The following is a 20,627-nucleotide window of genomic DNA, read 5'->3' as shown; positions in this document are numbered from 1 at the left end:
TCAATGTCCTTTCGCAGAGGTGGAGGCGCTGGTGTGCACAAGATCGACGATGTGCGCCAGCGTCCGCGGATCGGTGTCCTTGGGGACACCGTGCGCAAGATTGACGATGTGGGCGGGCGCGGCGGCACCGCTCGCAAGGACAGTCCGCAGGTGCTCGTCGAGCCGGGCGGGCGTGGCGGTGAGCAGATCTGGATCGACATTGCCCTGCAGGACGGTCCGGCCACCGAGCAGTCGGTTCGCCTCGTCGAGGCTCAGGTCCGAGGCGACCCCCATGACATCGGCACCCGCGTCGCGCATGGCCACCAGCAGGCGCGCCGAGCGCGTGCCGAAATGGATGCGAGGTACGCCCAGGCGCCCGATGCCCCGCAGCACGAGCGCGGAAGCCGGCTGGACGTGGACCAGGTAATCGGCCGGGTCGAGTTCGCCGGCCCACGAGTCGAACAGCTGGACGGCGCTGGCCCCCGCCATCACCTGGGCCCGGAGGAAGTCGAGGCTGATGCCCGCCACCCAGCGCAGCAGGGCGGCGAAGGCATGAGGGTGTTCGCGCATGAGGGTGCGGGTACGGGGATGGGTGCGATCGGGCCGGCCTTCCACGAGATAGGACGCGACGGTGTACGGCGCGCCCGCGAAGCCGATGAGCGGCACGGGGCCGAGCTCGGCGACGGCCCGGCCGACCGCCGCGCGGATCGGGGCGAGGGCATCGTCCTCGAGAGTGGGCAGCGCCTCGATCTGCTCCGGGTGGCGGATAGGGTTGGCGATCACCGGGCCCACCCCGGGCTCGATGTCGACGTCGAGCCCGGCCAGCCGCAGCGGCACCATGATGTCGGAATAGAAGATGGCGGCATCGACGCCGTAGCGGCGCACCGGCTGGAGGGTCAGCTCGCTGGCCAGCTCAGGGTCGAGGCAGGAATCGAGCATGGTGCTGCCCCTCCGGGCGGCGCGGTACTCGGGCAGCGAGCGTCCGGCCTGGCGCATGAACCACACCGGGGTGACGGCTGGGCGAACTCCGCGGCAGGCACTCAGGAAGGGGCTGGCTGCCAGCACACCGGTACGGCTGGGGTGCGAGGGCGGCAGCATCTGCGCCGTGCCTGCCGCGCACTTCTCGGGCACCCCCAGCGTGGTCGCCACCGTAGCGGCAACCCGCGCTGGCTCGGGGCCGGCGCATTCCACCGGGTCAATCCCCAGCTCGCGTGCCGCAGCGGCGGTGGTAGGCCCGGCGGCAACCATCGGCGTGCCCTCCGGCCAGAACTGTTCGCCCAGCCCCTGGCGCAGGGCCTGCACGGCGCTGGGAGAGCGGACGACGACCGCAGAGAACTGGCCGGACGCCAGCGGGGCGGCGCTGTCGGGACGCTCACTGCGCGCACGGGTGGTGTAGACGGGTGCCGTCACCACCCGCCAGCCACCAGCCGCCAGCGCTGCCGGAAGCTGCGGCCGGGCGATCTCGCTGCCAGGAAGCAGGACGAGCGGCACCCCGGCGATGAGGTGGCCGAAACCGGGCAGCACCTGGGAGTTGAGCGCCTGGGCCAGCGCCTCACCGGTGGGCGCGGTGTGAATGGCGGCTGCCAGGCCCTCGGGCAGGCTGGCGGCGGTGCCTCGTCCGGTGCACCAGACGAGTGCGCCATTGCCCAGCGCCGCGCTGACGGCCCGCTCGAGCGCCTTGTCTCCCACCAGCTGGCCCAGATGCCCCCAGGTACGCGGGGAGGTGACGACGAGCACGGTGCCCGTGGCGCAGGCGGCAAGCATGCCCACCAGCCGGTGCGCCGGTGCCGGGTCCGCCGCCGTGCTCACCTCCAGCCAGGGATCGATCGTCGTCTCGATGCCCCAGGCGTCCAGCTGCTCGGCATCGCGCTCGTTGGCGTCGGGACGGACCAGCAGCACTGGAGGCGGCCACGCCTCGGTGCCGCTGAGCGCGTCCTGCCCGACGGCGCTCATGCCCGCCCCATGAGCTTCGCCGCCACGCGCTCCCCGAGCCGGGTCGCGTCGCCCAGCCGGTCGTCGCCGAGGGTGGTGCGCAGCTCGACGTGGGCGTGCTCGACCCCCCGATGGTCGCTGAGCTCGGCGATGAGGCCCAGCGACGAACCGGTGAACTGGCAGTAGGCCCCGATCGCCGTCGTGCAGGTGGCCTGGACCCCGGACAACACCTGGCGCTCGGCAACGACCCTCAGCCTGCTGTCGGGGTCGTCGAGGTGGGCCACCGCCGCAGCCCATGGGTGGTCGCATCGCATCTCGACGGCCAGCGCGCCCTGCGCCGGCGCAGGCACGAGAACAGCGGGATCGATGAGCTCGGTGATCTCGGCGCCTCTTCCCAGCCGGTTGAGTCCCGCCGCCGCAAGCACGGCGGCATCGACCACGCCATCTCGGACCTTCCGGACCCGGGTGTCGACATTGCCCCGGATGGGAACGATGCGCAGGTCAGGGCGCCGGCGAGTCAGCGCGGCCGCACGCCGCGGGCTGGAGGTACCCACCCGCGAGCCCTCCGCCAGCGCGTCGAGACCGATACCGGCGCGGCTCACCAGGGCATCGCGTGCCACGGCGCGTGGCGGGATCGCCACCACCGAGAGACCCTCGACGGGCGCGAAGGGCAGGTCCTTGAAGGAGTGCACGGCGACGTCCACCTCACCGGCCACCAGCACATCGCGCAGCCGTGCTGCGAAGGCGCCCGGGCGCGGCGGCGACGAGAGCGGAATGCGCACATCGTCGCCCTCGGTGCGCACGCTCACGAGTTCGGTAGCCAGGCCGGTGGCCTTCTCGATCATCGCGGCCACCAGGCCGGACTGCGCCATCGCCAGCGCCGAAGCCCTCGTACCGATGAGCAGCGTGCGTCCCCTCATTGCTCCACCTCGATCCCGAACAGGGTGGCGAGCGCTTCGGTGCATTCCTCGAGCCGACCCTGCTCCACCAGCTGGGAGACCCGCACCATCGGTGTGTGCAGCAGCGCGCCGGCGGCATGGCGCAGTGAGCGCTCGACCGCCGCCGCCACCTCCTCGGACTCCTTGGCGTGACAGCGAGCGATCTCGGCGTCCACGAGCATCGCGACATGCTGGCGAAGTGCCGCCACCAGCGGATCGGCGGCTCGCGAGCGCTCCTTGGCCAGGTACTCGCGCACTCCGTGCTCGACGACCCGCTGCGCCTCCTCGATCACCTCTGCCTGTGTCCCATTGGCCTTGGCGACCACCTCGGCGAGACTTACCACTCGCACGCCGGGAAGTTGTGCGACCGACGCGGCGACGTCACCGGCCAGCGAGAGATCGACGACCGGGAAATCGGCGACAGCCGGGGCCGCGAGCTCGGGGCGGGCAGCCAGCACGGTCTGCTCGTCGAGCACCACGCCATTGCCGGAGCAGGTGACCACCAGCTGGGCCTCCCGCAGCGCGGCGACCAGACTGCCGCCGGGCACCGGGCGCACCTGGTGGTGGGCCGCGAACTCGGGTGCACGCCCGCTCGCCGACCAGCACATGATCTCCTTGGCGCGGCGCGAGACGAGCTCGGCCACCACCACCCTGGCGAAGGAACCGGTGCCGACAAGCAGAACGCGGGTACCGCGCAGATCTGCGCGGCCCCGCGTGGCAAGGTCCAGTCCCACTCCCGCGGCGGAACGCCCTACGGCACCCAGCGAGGTCGTCGAGGCCACCGTCCGCGAGGTATGCAGACAGGAGTGGAAGAGGCGGTGCAGCCGGGCCGTGCACTGGCCCCGCTCGGAGGCGCTCTCATAGGCGCGGCGCAGCTGGCCGGCCACCTGCTTGTCGCCGATGACGGCCGAGAGCAGACCGGCACCCACTGTGAACAGATGGCGCACGGCCGCCTCATCGCTCGTCACCGACAGCCCAGCCAGCATGAGCGGATCGACCTGGGGACACAGGGCTTCCAGCTCCCGGCGCACCAAGGCCAGCACCGTGTCCGCGTCCGTCCCGTCGCAGACATCGGTCACGAGCTCGAAGCGATTGCAGGTGCTCAGCAGCACTGCCCCGGCGATCGCCGGCTCGCGGGCCATGACGCGGGCCGCCAAGGCGTCGGCGGGCCCCACCGAGGCCAGCGCCGACAGCGACGCGGACTCGTGATCGACGCCAACCACGTGGATGTGCACCGCAGAATGCTAACCCGGGGACTTGCGCGAACAGCAGTCCCGAAGTGCCCAGGGCGAGCGTCCACCGCGATCGGCCATACTGAACCGGTAGCGCAGTCCAGGCCAAGATCAGGAAGTGAGTCCGACGTGTGCGGTTTCATGAGCTTCATCTCCACCGACAGCCTGCGGGACGAACGGGTCGAGCAGGTGCGCGAAGGAATGGCCCAGGCCCGTCACCGCGGACCGGACGACACGAACGTCTGGCACGACGAGCGGACCTGCTTCGGCTTCAACCGGCTGTCGATCATCGACATCGAGAACTCGGGGCAGCCACTCAAATGGGGACCCCCGGAGTCGCCGCAGCGCTACTGGATGGTCTTCAACGGAGAGATCTACAACTATCTGGAGTTGCGCGCAGCGCTGGCCCGCGACGACGGGGCAGTCTTCCATACCGAGGGTGACGGCGAGGCCATCGTCGCCGGCTATCACTTCCACGGCGCGGCATGGGTGGAGCAATTGCGCGGCATGTTCTCCTTCGTCATCTGGGACTCCCAGGAGAAGCTGGCTTTCGGGGCACGCGATCCCTTCGGCATCAAGCCGCTCTACGCGGGCCGCACCCCCGACGGCTTCGTCTTCGGCTCCGAGGCCAAGAGCGTGCGGGTGCTCACGGGGCAGCCGATCGTCGACACCACTGCCCTGCAGCACTATCTGGTGCTGCAGTACGTGCCAGAGCCCGACACGATGGACACCGCCATCTCGAAGATCGAATCGGGCACCAGCTTCACCGTCAGGGACGGCGCACTCGAGCAGCACCGCTACTTCACGCCCCGCTTTGCGTCCACCCCGGTGCGCACGCCCGACGAGCAGGAGGAGCTCTACGACCGCATCCTCAAGGTGCTCGACGACTCGGTGGCCAAGCACATGCGTGCCGACGTGACAGTCGGCGCGTTCCTGTCCGGAGGTATCGATTCCACCGCCATCGCGGCGCTCGCCAAGCGCTACAACCCCGATCTGCTCACCTTCACCACCGGCTTCCGGGTGGACGGCTATTCCGAGGTCGACGTCGCGGACGACTCGGCGAAGGCGATCGGGGTGGAACACATCACGCGCTGGGTGAGCGAGGAGGAGCTGACCTCCACGTTGCCGCTCATCGTGTGGTACCTCGACGACCCGGTCGCCGATCCGGCGCTGGTGCCGCTGTATTTCGTCGCCAACGAGGCCCGCAAGAGGGTCAAGGTGGTGCTCTCGGGCGAGGGTGCCGACGAGCTGTTCGGCGGGTACACGATCTATCACGAGCCGCGCAGCCTTGGCCCGCTCGTCTCGCTGCCCAACCCGCTGCGCCGCGGGCTGGCCGCCGTGGGCCGCGCGCTGCCCGACGGCATGCGCGGCAAGGACCTGCTGCGCCGCGGCAGTATCGATCTGGAGGATCGCTACTACGGCAATGCGCGGATCTTCCGCGAGGAGCAGCTGCCGGGCCTGCTGAAGACCTATGACCCCTCGGTGACCTTCCACGATGTCACCGACCCGCTCTATGCCCAGTCGCGCAGCTGGGATCCGGTGCAGCGGATGCAGCACGTCGACCTGTTCACCTGGCTGCGTGGCGACATCCTGGTGAAGGCCGACAAGATGACGATGGCCAACTCCCTGGAGCTGCGGGTGCCCTTCCTCGACAAGGAGGTCTTCGAGGTGGCGCGCCACATTCCGGTGGGCGAGAAACTGGCCCAGAACACCACGAAGTACGCCATGCGCAAAGCCCTCGAGAAGGTCGTTCCGGCACACGTACTACACCGGCGCAAGCTCGGCTTCCCGGTCCCCACCCGGGTGTACCTGCGCGGCGACTCCTATCCCTGGGCCCGCGACATCATCACCTCCTCGCCCACCGAGGAGTTCATCGACCCGAAGGCCGTGCTCAAGCTGCTGGACGAGCACCGGGCCGGGGTGGCCGATCACTCGCGGCGGATCTGGACGGTGCTGGTCTTCATGCTCTGGTACGACATCTTCGTCGCCGGCACGATCGTCCCCGAGGTTCCGCACCCGCACTATCCCCTGCGGCTCTGAGCCCGGGGCTCGCCGGCACACGACGCCGCCTGGGCAAGGTCAGGGCGTCGCTGGACGCAGCCAGGGGAGCTGCCCGGCGCGAACTACCCTGGATCAGAACACAGGAAGGGATTTGCATGCCAAAGCTGCGCTCCAGCGTCACCTACAGCGGACGCCTGATGGCCGGTGCGCGCGCGCTGTGGCGCGCCACCGGGATGACCGAATCCGACTTCGGGCGCCCAATCGTGGCCATTGCCAACAGCTTCACCGGTTTCGTCCCTGGTCACGTGGGTCTTCGCGACGTCGGCAAGATCGTCGGCGATGCGGTCACCGCTGCCGGCGGCATCGCACGCGAGTTCAGCACGATCGCCATCGACGACGGCATCGCCATGGGACACGGCGGCATGCTCTATTCACTTCCCAGCCGCGAGATCATCGCCGACTCCATCGAGTACATGTGCAATGGCCACCAGGCCGACGCACTGGTGTGCATCAGCAACTGCGACAAGATCACCCCTGGCATGCTCAATGCGGCACTGCGCCTGAACATCCCCACCGTCTTCGTGTCGGGTGGCGGCATGGAATCGGGCCGCCCGGTCACCATGGACGACGGCACGGTGACACCCCGCCTCGATCTCATCGATGCGATGACCGCCTCGGTCGACCCCTCCGTCTCGGACGGCGAACTGGCGCGCATCGAGATGTCCGCCTGCCCGACCTGCGGCTCCTGCTCGGGCATGTTCACCGCCAACTCGATGAACTGCCTCACCGAGGCGCTGGGGCTGGCGCTGCCGGGCAATGGCACCACCCTGGCCACCTATTCGGCTCGCAGGGAGCTGTTCAGGCAGGCCGGGCAGCTCGTCGTGCAGCTTGCGAAGCGCTACTACGACGAGGGCGACGAATCGGTGCTGCCGCGCTCCATCGCCACCCGCGAGGCCTTCTCCAACGCCATGACGATGGACATTGCGATGGGCGGTTCGACCAATACGATCCTCCACCTGCTGGCCGCCGCCCAGGAGGCCGGCGTCGACTTCGACGAGGACGACATCGACGCCCTCTCGCGCAAGGTGCCGTGCCTGTGCAAGGTGGCGCCCAACAGCTCCGAGTTCTTCCTCGAAGATGTGCATCGAGCCGGCGGTATCCCGGCCATCCTCGGCGAGCTCAACCGGGCGGGCCTGCTGGACTCCGGCGTCCATTCGGTGCACCACGACTCGCTGCAGGCCTTCCTCGACGACTGGGACATCCGCGGCGGCAAGGCCACGCCCGAATCCTTCGAGCTCTTCAAGGCCGCCCCCGGCGGGGTGCGCACCACCGAGATGTTCAGCTCGACGAACACCTACTCGTCCCTCGACACCGACGACGTCCACGGCTGCATCCACTCGGTGGCGAACGCCTACACCGCCGACGGAGGCCTGGCGGTGCTGCACGGTAACCTCGCGGTCGACGGCTGTGTCGTCAAGACGGCCGGAGTGCCCGAGCACCAGCTCGTGTTCCGGGGACCGGCGAAGGTGACCGAGAGCCAGGAAGAAGCCGTCGACGCCATCCTCAACAAGCGGATCGAGCCGGGCGATGTCGTCGTGATCCGCTACGAGGGCCCCCAGGGCGGCCCGGGTATGCAGGAGATGCTCTACCCGACGAGCTATCTCAAGGGCACCGGCCTCGGCCCGAAGTGCGCACTCATCACCGACGGCCGATTCTCGGGCGGTAGCTCGGGCCTGTGCCTGGGCCATATCAGCCCGGAGGCGGCGGCAGGCGGGGCGATCGGGCTCGTCGAGGACGGTGACATCATCGCCATCGACATCCCCCACCGCACTCTCGATGTCGAGCTGAGCGACGAACAGCTCGCCCAGCGCCGCAGCAAGCGCGACGCCCTCGGATGGCATCCCGAGCATCGTGAGCGCAAGGTCAGCAATGCGCTGAAGGTGTACGGAATGCTCGCGCAAAGTGCCGACAAGGGCGCGTCCCGCCGTAAGCTCTGAGTCCCGCAGCAGGGCGATACCGCCGGTACGCCAACCTCAGCCCAGCTGGGCGATGATGAGCCGCGACGCGCAAGTGCCGCCCCGACTAACGCCGAGGCGGCACCATTCCACGATTGATCAGGTAACGCCCCGACTGACGCCGGGGCGATACCATCCCACGATTGATCAGGTATCGCCCCGACTGACGCCGGGGCGATACCATCCCACGATTGATCAGGTATCGCCCCGACTGACGCCGGGGCGATACCTTTCCACGATTGATTCCTTATGGGCGCACTGCCAGTTGCCCGACAGGCGCTGATGAGGGCAACGCTGCGCTATCTCGAATTGAGGGCTTCCGTTGCCTTGGGCTTGCACACATCGATATCCATAGGCACTCCTCTCGTCGACGAGACTTGTCCGACAAGTATCTCCCCAGGGGGCCGGGATGGCCAGACCCTGGCGGACCTCATCGGGTGAACAGCGTGGAATCGAAGGTGTAGCGCGACGCCCGGTAGACGTGGTGCCCGAACTCCACGACCCCGCCCCTGTCGTCGTAGGTGGTGCGGACCAGGGTGAGCACCGCCGCCCCGGGCTGCTCGCCCAGCTGCTCGGCCTCCACGCGGCCGACCGCCTTGGCGCCGATGGACTGGTGTGCCGTCGCCAAGTGAACGTCGTGCTCGCGCAGGATGTCATAGAGCCCATAGCTCTCCAGCTCGGCGCGCCGGGGCGCCAGGCTCGCCGGTATGAGGTTGTTGAGCAGCGCGATCGGCGAACCGTCGCTGAACCGCAGGCGCTTGACGAAGACGACAGGGGTGTCGATGGGCAGTCCCAGTTCCTGCGACTCCGCATCATCGGCCGGCCGGACGAGATACTCGAGAACCTGGGTGGCGGTCTCATGCCCTGCGCGGGTGAGTTCGGCATCGAGGCTCATGAGCAACTCGGGACGATGGATCTGCGCCGGGGCAACCTGGGTGCCCACACCACGGCGACGGATCACCAGGCCGCCATCGACAAGGCGCTGCAGGGCCTTGCGGGCCGTCGGGCGCGAGACATTGAGCCGGCTGGCCATGGACAGCTCATCCTCCAGACGGGTGCCGGGGGGCAGCGTGCCATCGGCGATCAGCTTGCTGATCGGCTCGCTGATTTGGAAGTAGAGCGGCACCGGGCTGGTCCGATCGATTTTGACATCGACAGCGAAATGAGTGGTCCGATCATCCATGTCGATGTGCCCTGTTCTGCTGTTGCGGTCATTTTTCCGTTTATCTAGCCCCTCTGGAGGGTACGCTGATTCCGGCCTATCGGGCGCTGGTCGTCACTTATTGATGTCCGATTGACGTGATTAGCTGCAAATCGGCACCGTGCCCCGGCTCCATCTGGCTCCATCCGGCTCCACCGGGCACCGCGCCCGGGGCGGATCGGCGAGCCGTCACATCCGGCCTGTGCGACAATCTCCGGTGGCCGGACACTCCAGTCATCGGCCCCGAACACGCCTGCCCGCCGCTCGCGAGGACTCGCCGACGGGGTGGGCGCCAGTGGCAAGGACATAGATGAGTACGACAGAACTGTCGGTGGAGGACTACACACCGGACAAGATCGAGCAGCTGGTGGCCCAGACGCCGCCATCGGGCAAGAAGCGCGCCCTGTGGGTGCTGGCCGCGGTCGCCACCCTGGGCTCGCTGCTCTTCGGCTACGACACCGGCGTCATCGCCGGCGCACTGCCCTATATGTACCTGCCCCGAGCCGCCGGCGGCCTGGGCATGAGCACCCTCGAAGAGGGATGGGTGGGTGGTCTGCTGTGTCTGGGCGCGGCATTCGGCGCCACCTTCGGGGGCCGGCTCTCCGACCGCTATGGGCGACGTCACAATCTGACGCTCCTTGCAGCGGTCTTCATCGTCGGCGCACTGGGCTGCACCCTGTCGGTGAACATCGCGATGCTCTACGTCTTCCGCTTCATCCTCGGCACTGCTGTGGGTGGGGCATCGGCGACCGTGCCGGTCTACCTGTCAGAGGCGGCCCCCAAGAATGTCCGCGGCGTCGTGGTGGCCGTCGACCAGTTCATGATCGTCGGCGGCCAGCTGCTGGCCTACAGCATGAACGCCGTGCTGGCCCAGTACCGGGGTGGTCCGCGGGCCGTCGTCGGTGACGACCCGAGCGGCACCTTCGCCGCGGGCAGCACCCACCCCTGGGAGCAGCTGGAGCACGCGATCGGGCTCACCGTGACCGGTGGCAACGGCGACACCTGGCGATACATGCTCGTCCTGGCGACCATTCCGGCAATCGCCCTGGGATTCGGCATCCGCCGGATGCCCGAATCCGCCCGCTGGTATGCCTCGCACCTCCACGTCCCGCAAGCGATCGGTTCGCTCAAGCGGGTACGCGACGAGCAGTCCGACGACATCGCCGCCGAGCTCGACGAGATGATCGATGTTCAGCGCGCCGAGGCCCACCAGGAACACTGGCGGCTCTCACAGATCTGGCGTACCGCGTGGACACGCAGGCTGCTGCTCATCGGCGTCGGCCTGGGCGTGGCCGACCAGCTGACGGGCATCAACACCGCCATGTACTACCTGCCGAAGGTGCTCAACGCCGCCGGCTTCTCGATGACCGATTCGATCAGCCTCAACGTGGTCTCCGGTGCGGTCTCCTTCATCGGCTCGGCCGTCGGTTTCTGGCTCATCGCCAAGTTCGCGCGCCGTCACGTCGGTATCTACCAGGCCGCGACGATCGTCTTCTTCCTCACGGCGCTGGCCGGCGTTTTCCACTTCTTCATCCAGCCCTTCCAGAACGGCGAGGGCGAGATCACCGGCGCCCCGGCCTTCGCGCCCGTACTCGTCCTGGTCCTGGTGTGCCTGTTCGTGTTCGCCAAGCAGTCCGGCACAGTCAACTGGGTGCTGTTCTCCGAGATCTTCCCGGCGAAGATTCGCGGCACGGCCCTGGGGCTGGCGGTGGGTGCCCTGTGGATCGCCAACGCCCTCGTCGCGGTCGTCTTCCCGATCATGATGGAGGGCCTGGGCGGCTCGCTGACCTATCTCATCTTCGCCGCCTTCAATGTGGCGACGCTGCTGTTCTACCTCAAGATCGTTCCGGAGACGAAGAACCGCAGCCTCGAGGAACTGGAGCTGAGCTTCCAGAAGCAGTACTCCTGAACAGCGCAGGTGGGCCAGCGCGGCGCGACCGCAGATCAGCCCACGACGATAGGGGCCGGTCCTTCTGGACCGGCCCCTATCGTGCGATGGTGACGCTCAGCAAGCCGCCAGGAGATCAGGCCTGGTGGGTGCCCAGCGAGCCGAGCTGCTTGGCAGCCTCGACGATACGAGCCGCCATGCCTGCCTCACCCTTCTTGCCCCACGAGCGCGGGTCATAGGTCTTCTTGTTGCCGACCTCGCCGTCGATCTTCAGGACGCCGTCGTAGTTCTTGAAGATGTGATCGGCGACCGGACGGGTGAACGCGTACTGGGTGTCGGTGTCGATGTTCATCTTGATGACACCGTAGGACACCGCGTCGGCGATCTCCTGGGGAGTCGAGCCCGAACCGCCATGGAAGACCAGGTCGAAGGGCTTGTCCTTGCCGTACTTCTTGCCCGTGGCGTCCTGGATCTCCTTGAGGATCTCAGGACGCAGCTTGACATGCCCGGGCTTGTACGCGCCGTGCACATTGCCGAAGGTCAGAGCGGTGATGTAGCGGCCCTTCTCCCCGGTGCCCAGAACCTCGAGGGTCCGCAGGCCGTCGTCGACGGTGGTGTAGAGCTTGTCGTTGATCTCGCCGGTCACGCCGTCCTCCTCGCCACCGACCGCACCGACCTCGATCTCGAGGATGATGTGGGCCTTGCTGGTGCGCGAGAGCAGCTCGTCGGCGATCTGCAGGTTCTCCTCCACCGGGATGGCCGAGCCGTCCCACATGTGGGAGTTGAACAACGGATCCTCGCCGCGGTCAACGCGCTCCTGGCTGATCTTGATGAGCGGGTTGACGTACTTGTCGAGCTTCTCCTTCTGGCAGTGGTCGGTGTGCAGGGCGATGTTCACCGGGTAGGTCTTGGCCACGATGCGCGCGTACTCGGCGAGCGCCACGGCCCCGGTCACCATGTCCTTCACCCGCTGGCCGGAGGCATATTCGGCACCACCGGTGGAGATCTGCACGATGCCATCGGACTCGGCCTCGGCGAAGCCCTGCAGTGCGGCGTTCAGAGTCATGGAAGACGTCACATTGATCGCCGGGTAGGCAAAGCCACCCTTCTTGGCGCGATCAATCATGTCAGCGTAGACATCGGGAGTTGCAATAGGCATATGTTCTTCCTTTTAGCTCGTCGCCATCTTGGGTGGGTTCCCGGCAACCTGCAGGTCACCGGTGGCAGCCCTGCCCATCCTCTCAAATCGGCTCGGGTAAGTGAACGCGGTCACCAAATGTCGTCACACGCGGCCATGTCGAGGCCGAACCGTCCCCCAGCGTAGGCCCTCACGGCAGCGTCGATACCGCCGGGTTTGGCGTCGAGCAGCGCGAAGGGCACGCTCCACACCGTGTGGTCGGCGCGCTCCACCTGCAGCAGCGGGCCCGGCAGGTCGAAGCGGCGAACTCCCCTGATCGACGAGATCTGCTCCCACCGCAGGTATTCGAGCCGGTCGCCGTTGCGCAGAACCAATCCGGGCCGCTCGACGCGCAGCACCGGACCGGGCTCGATGAGGCGCAGGGCCCGATTCATGTCGTGACGTCGGACGAGTTCGGCGACGAGCCGGATCCAGCCGTAGAGGGCCGGCGCGGCGATCACCAGCACCGACAGCGGCGACCCAGCTCCCCCACCCCCGCCGAAGCCCACATAGAGGATCACGGAGACGATGGTGCCCAGCACCGCGCTGATCGCCTGCTGGACGAGCCGGGCCCGCAGTCTCTTGGCACGCTGCGCCAGCGTTCGGGACTCGACCCCCACACCAAACCCTCGTCTCGTCACGGCCTGCGCCATGGGCTCATCCTAACGAGGAGTGCTGGGTGTCGGCACCGTCGCGGGTCCGGCCCGCCGGCGAGCTCACCCCGCCCGCCGCCTGCCCCGAGGCATGGCTGAGGGCCCAGTGGTACATCGCGATCGCCGCCGCGGCGCCGGCATTCATCGACCTGGTGGAGCCGTACTGGGTGATGGAGACCAGCCGCGAGCAGGCTCCGACCAGCTCCTCGGTCAGGCCGCTGCCCTCGCTGCCGAACACGAGGCAGCTGTGCAGCGGGAGCTCCACGGTCTCCAAGGGCACCGAACCAGGCAGATTGTCCACCCCGATGACGTCCAGCTGCGCCTCACGGCAGAACTGGGCGAAGGAGGCCACATCGGGATGGTGGTGGACGTGAAGATAGCGATCGGTGACCAGCGCGCCGCGCCGGTTCCAGCGGTGGCGGCCGAGAATGTGCACCCCGGCGACATTGAAGGCATTGCCGGTGCGCACGATCGAGCCGATATTGAAATCGTGCTCCCAGTTCTGGATGGCGATGTGCACAGGCTGGCGCCGGGTGTCCAGGTCCGCCACGATCGCCTCGACGCTCCAGTAGCGATAGCGGTCCAAGACATTGCGGTGGTCACCCCCGGCGAGAAGCGCCGGATCCAGCCGTGGGTCGTCCGGCCATGGTTCGGGTGCCGGGCCCACACCGACGTTGACCGCCGTCGGATCGCGTGGATAGACCTCCTCGGAAGACAGCGCGATGTCCTCCTCATCGGCCGGCGAGAATTCAGGGCAGGCGGGATGCACGGTGTCACACGCTACCCTTGAGGGGTGGATCTTCTCATGCAGCTGCCGATCTGGGTGCCCATGATGCCGAGCTGGCTCGATCCGGCGACGATCATTCACAGTCTCGGGAACGGCGCACTGTGGGGCGTGGCACTGATCCTGTTCATCGAATGCGCGATCTTTCCGGTGCTGCCGGGCGACTCGCTGCTGTTCACGGTGGGCATGTTCATCGCCATGGTGCCGCCCTCGATCACCTTCGGGGATCTTCGCACACCGCTGGTCTATGTGCTGGCCTGCCTCATCCTCTCGGTGTTCGCAGTGGGCGGCAATGTCGCCGGCTACTACGTGGGCAAGTATGTCTCCGGATGGCTCTTCAAGCCCAGGGATTCCTGGTTCGGAAAGATCTTCAGCCCCAAACATCTCGCCGATACCCATGACTTCTTCGAACGCTACGGATCGAAGGCCTTGGTACTGGGGCGCTTCGTGCCCTTCGTCCGCACCTTCGTCACGATGGTCGCCGGGGCGGTGGGCATGTCGTTCCGGCATTTCATCGTATGGACGGCCGTCGGCGGGGTGATCTGGGTGTGGGGCGTCACCCTGCTGGGCTATCTGCTGGGCAATGTCTCGTTCATCGGCGACAACATCGACGCCGTTCTGGTTCTCATCGTGCTCATCTCGGTCGTGCCGATGGTCATCGAGTGGTGGCGCGGGCGGCGCAAGCCCGGCGTCGAGCAGGCAGGCGTCGGCGGAATCGAGAACGTGCGCTGAGGACGCTTTTCACGAGGCCGAGGTGCCGGCCCCCTCGCCGGGTTCGCGGCGCTTGATCTGGCCGGGATCGGGCTGGGGCGTCGCCGTGGTCTGCGGTGGTGTCACTGGATTGGTGAACTGCCCGGACTCGATCTGGGGAGTCTGGGCGGCACCGGGACGCTGCACCCCGGAGCCGTAACCCAGCTCGCCGAAATCGACGGCGGGCGTCTGGCGCATCGTCGGGTCGTCGACCTGGAAATAGGCCGCCTTCTCGAAGTGGAACATGGTGGCACTGACATTGGAGGGGAAGGACTCGACCTTCGTGTTGTAATCGCCGACCACCGCGTTGTAGTAGCGCCGGGAATTCGCGATCCGGTCCTCGGTCTCGGAGAGCTGACTGGCCAGCTGGCGGAAGCCTGCGTCGGCCTTGAGCTCCGGATAGGCCTCGGCGACCGCGATGAGGTTGCCGACGGCACCGGTCAGCTGGCTCTCCACGGCACCGCGCTCCTGGGTGGGCACCGCGCCGGCGTCCATCTGGCGGGCTTGGTTGCGCAGCGCCACGATGTCGGAGAGCGTGTTGTGCTCGTGCGTGGCATAGCCCTTGACGGTTTCGACGAGATTCGGGATGAGGTCGTAGCGGCGATTGAGCTCCACGTCGACCTGGCGCCAGGCCTCCTGGAGGGTGTTGCGCAGCCTCACGAGCGCGTTGTAGGGCCCGATGAACAGGCCCGCGACGACGCCGACGAGGACGACAAGGATGACCAGGACGATCAGGAACGCTGACATGACTTCGCCTCCTTCGCCCTTGCGGGCGCCGATGACCACACAGTGCGACGGCGGTGCACCGTCGTTGCGTTCAACCCTAGTGGCACAGCACACCGCCCGACCGCACCCGAGCCCAGATGGCTACCGGCCCGACCGACAATCACCGAGCCCAGATGGCTTCACAGCCCCAGGTCGGCGGCGTCGTAGGCGTACAGATAGGCCAGGCCAGCCGCTCGGATGGCCTGCTCGACAGCGCCTCCTGAGCGATCGACGATGTCGGCCACGCCGATCACCTGTGCACCCTCCTGCCGAAGCGCCTCCACAGCGGTGAGTGCCGAGTTCCCGGTGGTCGAGGTGTCCTCGACGACGAGCACCCGCCGTCCCTGCACGCCCGGCCCCTCGATGCGGCGATGCAGACCGTGCGTCTTGGCATCCTTGCGGACCACGCAGGCATCGACCGGTTGTCCGGCGGCAGAGGCCGCATGGAGCATCGCGGCAGCGACCGGATCGGCCCCCATCGTCAGGCCCCCGACGACATCGAACTGCCACCCGGACACCAGGTCGAGCATGACGCGTCCCACCAGCGGGGCGGCGGTGCCGGACAGTGTGATGCGCCGCATGTCGATGTAGTAGTCGGCCTGCTTGCCGCTGGAGAGCACCACCTGGCCTCGCACGACTGCCTGCTGGGCGATGAGATTGCGCAATGTTTCACGGTCGGTCATGGGGCTGAGCCTAGGCATGTGCCGGTCGATAGGCGAGTCAGGGGACGATCACCCCAGCGGAGGCGGATTCGGAGAGACAGCTTCGTGCTTTTTCTGACGCAAATCTGCGGTTTTCGGCGTCTCGACGGCGCCAAAGACCAACGCCGGTCAGAAAAAGCTCGCCGACGGCACCTGAATCGCCCCAATCTCGAGCAGACGGGCTCAGCTGGTGGCCAGAAGGCACGCCGATGCCACCTGAATCGCCCCAATCTCGAGCAGACGGGCTCAGCTGGTGGCCAGCCGGGCGAACAACACAGACCGCTCGGCGCTGGGAACCAGATCGAGACTCGTCGTGATCGTCATGATCGCCTCATCGGGTACCCGCTCTGGATGGCCCGGGACGGCGTCGAGCACCCAGCTGTCGTGCGAGCGGACGGTCAGCTCACTGGCCGGCGTGATGACCCGATAGTGGTAGGTGTGGGTGCAGTCGCGCACCGTGATCGCGTCGCCGGCCCTCAGCTCAGCCAGATTGCGGAACGGGGAACCATGGGTGATCCGGTAGCCGGCCACCGCGAAGTTGCCGGGCTGGCCCGGCAGCGAGGTGGTGGGATACCAGCCCACGCCCCTGCCCAGCGACCCGGCACCAACGCCCTTGACGACAGCGGCCTGAAGCCCCAACGAGGGAATCGAGATGACGGCAATCGTGTCGCCACCGGGATGCTGGGCATTGGCGGCGCAGGCGATCCGGAAGTCCTCGAGTGCCTGGGCATTGTTCCGCCGGGCGCGCCAGTCCGTGCCCCACACCGACCACGCCACGACGGCGGCAGCAATGACCACGAGCGCCACGAGAGCCGCCACGACAATGGCGAACGCCGAAGGACGGTGCCGCCCCGAGCGTTCCCTGGCCTGCATGCCACCAGCTTAGGGGCGCCGCGCCGTCTCATGGACGCGCCCCCCCAACGCCTTCAGGGCCCACCGGCCCCACCAACGCCTTCAAGGCCTACCGGCCCGGCCAACACATCACCGGGCCTCCCAACCCGGCCGGAAGATCGTGGATGGCGCGCCTACTCGAAGTGCGTGCGGCTGCGCGAGGGAACTGGACTGTTGTGCGGCTCGGCATCATCGAAGGGCTCGGCCCTGCCCCGCCACGAATCCAGTTCTGCGCCGAAGATCCACCGGGAGGGGAAGACCACGGTGTCCACGCTGTGCATCAGTTCGTCGCGGGGAAGCTCACGGCGGCTCGCGAGCAGCACAAGGTTCCCGGCGCGTCGTCCACGCAAGGTGGCAGTTTCGCTGTTCACGGCAAGTTCGGGCAGCAGACCCGCGAAACCGGCGAGCACCCGGTGCGTCCATCCGAAGGGCACATGATCGGTCACATTCATCGCCACGACGCCGTCGGGACGCAATACCCGGGCCAGTTCGCCGGCCGCCTGCACGGTGACCAGCTCACCGGGCACGCTCAACTGACGGAACGCATCGACGACGATGATGTCGGCATAGTCGTCGGGCATGGCACGCAGGCCGGTGCGCCCGTCGACCGGGCGCACCTTGATGCCCGAATGCCGCGGCAGCGGGATCTCGCGACGCACCTCTGCGGTGAGCTCGGCATCGGGCTCGAGCACGATCTGGGCTGACGAGGGTCTCGTGTGGGCCAGATAGCGCGCAAGCGTCATGCCTGCCCCGCCGACATGGATGACGCGCAGCCGCTGCCCGCGGGGCGCCCAGGCGTCGAAGAGCTCGGTGATCCTTTCCATATAGGGGAACTCGACGCGGGTGGGGTCATCGAGGTCGACGAACGAGTGGTCGACGCCGCCGCCATGGACGACGAAGGCGCCCGGCACGTGCTGGTCGGGCATCACGTGCAGGGCGTCGCGCGATGGGTTCGGCTCATGGGCCATATCGGTCATTCTCCCGCAGCTAGCAAGCACCGAGCACCGAGTGCCGCGCGGCCTGCATCGCCCCAGCAAGGATCCGGGGTACAGGCACGCGGATGCCCTCGTCGAGGACGACTTGCCCACCGGCCGGTGCCGACTCAGACGATGTGCACGCCCTCGCCGGACTCGTCGGCGTCGAAGGTGACGCTCTGGTCGTCGTGCACCGTGCCGTCGAGCAGAGCGCGCGCCAACTGGTCCTCGATCGTGGTCTGGATCAGCCGTCGTAGTGGCCGGGCACCGTAGACCGGGTCGAAGCCGACGCGGGCGAGCCACTCGCGGGCAGCCGGCGTGGTCTCCACGGTGATTCGGCGCTCGGACAGTCTCTTGTTGAGACGAGCCAGATTGATGTCCACAATCTGGTCGAGGTCCTCGCGGGTGAGGGGGTCGAAGAGCACCAGACCATCGAGACGGTTGATGAACTCCGGGCGGAAGGCCTGGTGGACGACCTTCATGACCTCCTCCCGCTTGGTCTTGTCGTCGAGCGACTCATCGGCGAGGAACTGCGAGCCCAGATTGCTCGTCATGATGAGGATGACATTGCGGAAGTCCACCGTGCGCCCCTGGCCGTCGGTGAGCCGTCCGTCATCGAGCACCTGGAGCAGGATGTTGAAGACATCGGGGTGGGCCTTCTCGATCTCGTCGAGCAGGATCACCGAGTAGGGACGCCGGCGCACCGCCTCGGTGAGCTGGCCGCCCTCCTCGTAGCCGACATAACCCGGAGGGGCGCCGACCAGCCGCGAGACGGTGTGCTTCTCCATGTACTCGCTCATGTCGATGCGCACCATGGCGGTCTCGTCGTCGAAGAGGAACTCCGCGAGAGCCTTGGCCAACTCGGTCTTGCCGACGCCGGTGGGACCCAGGAAGAGGAATGAGCCGGTGGGCCGGTTGGGGTCGGAGATGCCCGCGCGGGCACGGCGCACCGCATCGGAGACCGCCTTCACGGCGTCGCGCTGGCCTATCAGCCGGGCGCCGAGCCGGTTCTCCATGTCGAGCAGCTTCTCGCTCTCGCCCTCGAGCATCCGACCGACCGGGATGCCGGTCCAAGCGCTCACCACCTCCGCTATATCGGAGCTGGTGACCTCCTCGGAAACCATCGACTCGTGCGAGTGGTCCTGCTCGGCGGCGGCAGCCTCGTCCATCTGCTTCTCGAGGGCGGGGATCTCGCCGTAGAGGATCTCGCTGGCCTTCGCGAGATTGCCCTCGCGGGTGTACTTGTCGGCGTCGGTGCGCAGGGCGTCGATCTGGGTCTTCAGCTCGCCGACGCGGTTGAGGCCCTCCTTCTCGGCCTTCCAGCGAGCCTCGAGACCGCGCAACTGCTCCTTGGTGTCGGCCAGCTCCTGGTTGAGGCGATCCAGCCGGGCCCTGGACGCGGCGTCCTGCTCCTTCTCGACGGCGAACTGCTCCATGGTGAGCCGATCCACCTGACGCCGCAGCGTGTCGATCTCCTCAGGGCTCGAGTCGATCTCCATCCGCAGTCGGCTGGCGGCCTCATCGACGAGATCGATGGCCTTGTCGGGGAGCTGTCGGCCGGGGATATAGCGGTTCGACAGCTGCGCCGCCGCGACGAGCGCCGAGTCGGTGATGCGCACCTTGTGATGCGCCTCGTAGCGCTCGCGCAGGCCACGCAGGATGGCGACGGTGTCCTCGACCGAGGGCTCGCCGACGAAGACCTGCTGGAAACGGCGCTCCAGGGCCGGGTCCTTCTCGATGTGCTCCCGATACTCGTCGAGGGTCGTTGCACCGATGAGCCGCAGCTCGCCGCGGGCCAGCATCGGCTTGAGCATATTGGACGCGTCCATGGAGCCCTCGGAGGCGCCGGCCCCGACAACGGTGTGCAGCTCATCGATGAAGGTGATGACCTGTCCCTGGGCCTCCTTGATCTCGTTGAGCACTGCCTTGAGGCGTTCCTCGAACTCGCCGCGGTACTTCGCACCGGCCACCATCGACGCGAGGTCGAGGGAGACCAGCCGACGGCCCTTGAGGGAGTCGGGCACGTCGCCCTTGACAATCCGCTGGGCCAGCCCCTCGACGACGGCGGTCTTGCCGACGCCGGGGTCACCGATGAGCACGGGATTGTTCTTGGTACGCCGCGACAGCACCTGGGCAACGCGGCGGATCTCGGCATCACGGCCGATCACCGGGTCGAGCGTGCCGTCCTTGGCGCGGGCGGTGAGATCGACGGAGTACTTGTCCAGCGCCGACTCACCGCCCTCGGCCTCGGGACTCGTGATGCGCTTGTCCCCGCGTGCCTCGCCGAAGGCCTTCTCCAGCTTCGCGGCGCTCACGCCGGCCCGCTCGAGGATCTTCTGGGCATCGCTCGGCACGGCGGACACCGCGATGAGCAGGTGCTCGGTGCTCACGAACCGGTCCCCGAGCTGTTCGGCCTTGGTCTGCGCATCGGCCAGCACTCGAGCGAAGGAGCCCGACAGCTGGGGCTGGGCGACCGAGGATCCCGAACTCGACGGCAGGGCCTTCAGCGCCTGCTGCGCCTGGGCGTCGATCTGCGCGGGGTCGGCTCCCACTGCAGTGAGCAGCGGGCCCACTGAGTTCTGGGGCACCATGAGCATGGCGTGCAGCAGATGTGAGGGTTCGGCGTTCGGATTACCGCCGGTGAGGGCCAGCCGCACCGCGGCCGTCACGGCGTCCCGGCTCATCGTCGTGAGCTTCTCGGTATCCATTGTTGAGTCATTCTCCTGATGGATCTAGGCACTGAGTC

General features: G+C 67.6%; 16 protein-coding genes. 4 read left to right on the top strand and 12 right to left on the bottom strand.

Going from position 1 to position 20,627, the window contains the following annotated elements; all coding sequences use genetic code 11:
* From hemE to BMX93_RS08400, 3 genes are read right to left on the bottom strand one after another with little or no spacing between them, the layout of a single operon-like run.
* A complete protein-coding gene (gene hemE, locus BMX93_RS08410) occupies positions 1–1,932 on the bottom strand; it encodes a uroporphyrinogen decarboxylase (protein ID WP_091970017.1) in 1,932 nt (643 codons plus the stop codon).
* Positions 1,929–2,831, bottom strand: a complete 903-nt coding sequence (gene hemC / locus BMX93_RS08405) for a hydroxymethylbilane synthase (protein WP_091970016.1) — start codon at positions 2,829–2,831, stop codon at positions 1,929–1,931. Before hemC ends, hemE begins: the two co-directional genes overlap by 4 nt.
* On the bottom strand, positions 2,828–4,084 hold the full coding sequence (locus BMX93_RS08400) for a glutamyl-tRNA reductase (RefSeq protein WP_091970014.1): 1,257 nt from the start codon (positions 4,082–4,084) through the stop codon (positions 2,828–2,830). The genes hemC and BMX93_RS08400 overlap by 4 nt, the downstream gene beginning before the upstream one ends.
* Positions 4,085–4,210: 126 nt before the next feature.
* On the opposite strand from BMX93_RS08400, the gene asnB reads away from it, so the two are divergent.
* Complete coding sequence (gene asnB, locus BMX93_RS08395) at positions 4,211–6,121, top strand: asparagine synthase (glutamine-hydrolyzing) (RefSeq protein WP_218139280.1); 1,911 nt, start codon at positions 4,211–4,213, stop codon at positions 6,119–6,121.
* Between the two features lie 116 nt (positions 6,122–6,237).
* Positions 6,238–8,079, top strand: coding sequence for a dihydroxy-acid dehydratase (gene ilvD / locus BMX93_RS08390; RefSeq protein WP_091970012.1), 1,842 nt, complete (start codon positions 6,238–6,240; stop codon positions 8,077–8,079).
* A gap of 448 nt (positions 8,080–8,527) precedes the next feature.
* On the opposite strand, the gene BMX93_RS08385 is transcribed toward ilvD, so the two are convergent.
* Positions 8,528–9,280 (bottom strand): GntR family transcriptional regulator, encoded by a 753-nt coding sequence (locus BMX93_RS08385; protein ID WP_091970010.1) that lies wholly within the window; start codon positions 9,278–9,280, stop codon positions 8,528–8,530.
* 382 nt (positions 9,281–9,662) lie between these two features.
* Here BMX93_RS08385 and BMX93_RS08380 point away from each other — a divergent pair, with 382 nt between their 5' ends.
* Positions 9,663–11,207: an MFS transporter gene (locus BMX93_RS08380; RefSeq protein ID WP_218139282.1), complete on the top strand. Its 1,545-nt coding sequence runs from the start codon at positions 9,663–9,665 to the stop codon at positions 11,205–11,207.
* A 115-nt stretch (positions 11,208–11,322) separates the two neighbouring features.
* On the opposite strand, the gene fbaA is transcribed toward BMX93_RS08380, so the two are convergent.
* The 3 genes from fbaA to BMX93_RS08365 all read right to left on the bottom strand — a co-directional run bounded on the left by fbaA (position 11,323) and on the right by BMX93_RS08365 (position 13,683).
* A complete protein-coding gene (gene fbaA, locus BMX93_RS08375; protein ID WP_091969996.1) occupies positions 11,323–12,345 on the bottom strand; it encodes a class II fructose-bisphosphate aldolase in 1,023 nt (340 codons plus the stop codon).
* A 110-nt stretch (positions 12,346–12,455) separates the two neighbouring features.
* Positions 12,456–13,016, bottom strand: a complete 561-nt coding sequence (locus BMX93_RS08370) for a hypothetical protein (protein ID WP_143052862.1) — start codon at positions 13,014–13,016, stop codon at positions 12,456–12,458.
* 4 nt (positions 13,017–13,020) lie between these two features.
* The gene (locus BMX93_RS08365) at positions 13,021–13,683 is read right to left on the bottom strand and encodes a TrmH family RNA methyltransferase (RefSeq protein ID WP_425438776.1); all 663 of its coding nucleotides are present in this window, start codon (positions 13,681–13,683) and stop codon (positions 13,021–13,023) included.
* A gap of 162 nt (positions 13,684–13,845) precedes the next feature.
* Here BMX93_RS08365 and BMX93_RS08360 point away from each other — a divergent pair, with 162 nt between their 5' ends.
* A complete protein-coding gene (locus BMX93_RS08360; RefSeq protein WP_091970090.1) occupies positions 13,846–14,532 on the top strand; it encodes a DedA family protein in 687 nt (228 codons plus the stop codon).
* Between the two features lie 9 nt (positions 14,533–14,541).
* Here the strand turns inward: BMX93_RS08360 and BMX93_RS08355 are convergent, their stop codons facing one another.
* From BMX93_RS08355 to clpB, 5 genes are all read right to left on the bottom strand, one after another.
* Positions 14,542–15,297, bottom strand: coding sequence for a LemA family protein (locus tag BMX93_RS08355; protein WP_091970088.1), 756 nt, complete (start codon positions 15,295–15,297; stop codon positions 14,542–14,544).
* Between the two features lie 158 nt (positions 15,298–15,455).
* On the bottom strand, positions 15,456–15,998 hold the full coding sequence (pyrE, locus tag BMX93_RS08350) for an orotate phosphoribosyltransferase (protein ID WP_091969990.1): 543 nt from the start codon (positions 15,996–15,998) through the stop codon (positions 15,456–15,458).
* Between the two features lie 264 nt (positions 15,999–16,262).
* Positions 16,263–16,889, bottom strand: a complete 627-nt coding sequence (locus BMX93_RS08345) for a sortase domain-containing protein (protein ID WP_091969988.1) — start codon at positions 16,887–16,889, stop codon at positions 16,263–16,265.
* Positions 16,890–17,041: 152 nt separating this feature from the next.
* On the bottom strand, positions 17,042–17,875 hold the full coding sequence (locus tag BMX93_RS08340; protein WP_177170140.1) for a spermidine synthase: 834 nt from the start codon (positions 17,873–17,875) through the stop codon (positions 17,042–17,044).
* 134 nt (positions 17,876–18,009) lie between these two features.
* The gene (clpB, locus tag BMX93_RS08335) at positions 18,010–20,589 is read right to left on the bottom strand and encodes an ATP-dependent chaperone ClpB (protein ID WP_091969986.1); all 2,580 of its coding nucleotides are present in this window, start codon (positions 20,587–20,589) and stop codon (positions 18,010–18,012) included.
* Between the last annotated feature and the right edge of the window lie 38 nt (positions 20,590–20,627).

It is taken from the genome of Propionibacterium cyclohexanicum (genome assembly GCF_900111365.1).
Classification (GTDB): domain Bacteria; phylum Actinomycetota; class Actinomycetes; order Propionibacteriales; family Propionibacteriaceae; genus Propionibacterium; species Propionibacterium cyclohexanicum.
The sequence above is the reverse complement of the archived record's forward strand: the minus strand, read 5'-3'. Positions and strand labels throughout refer to the sequence as shown.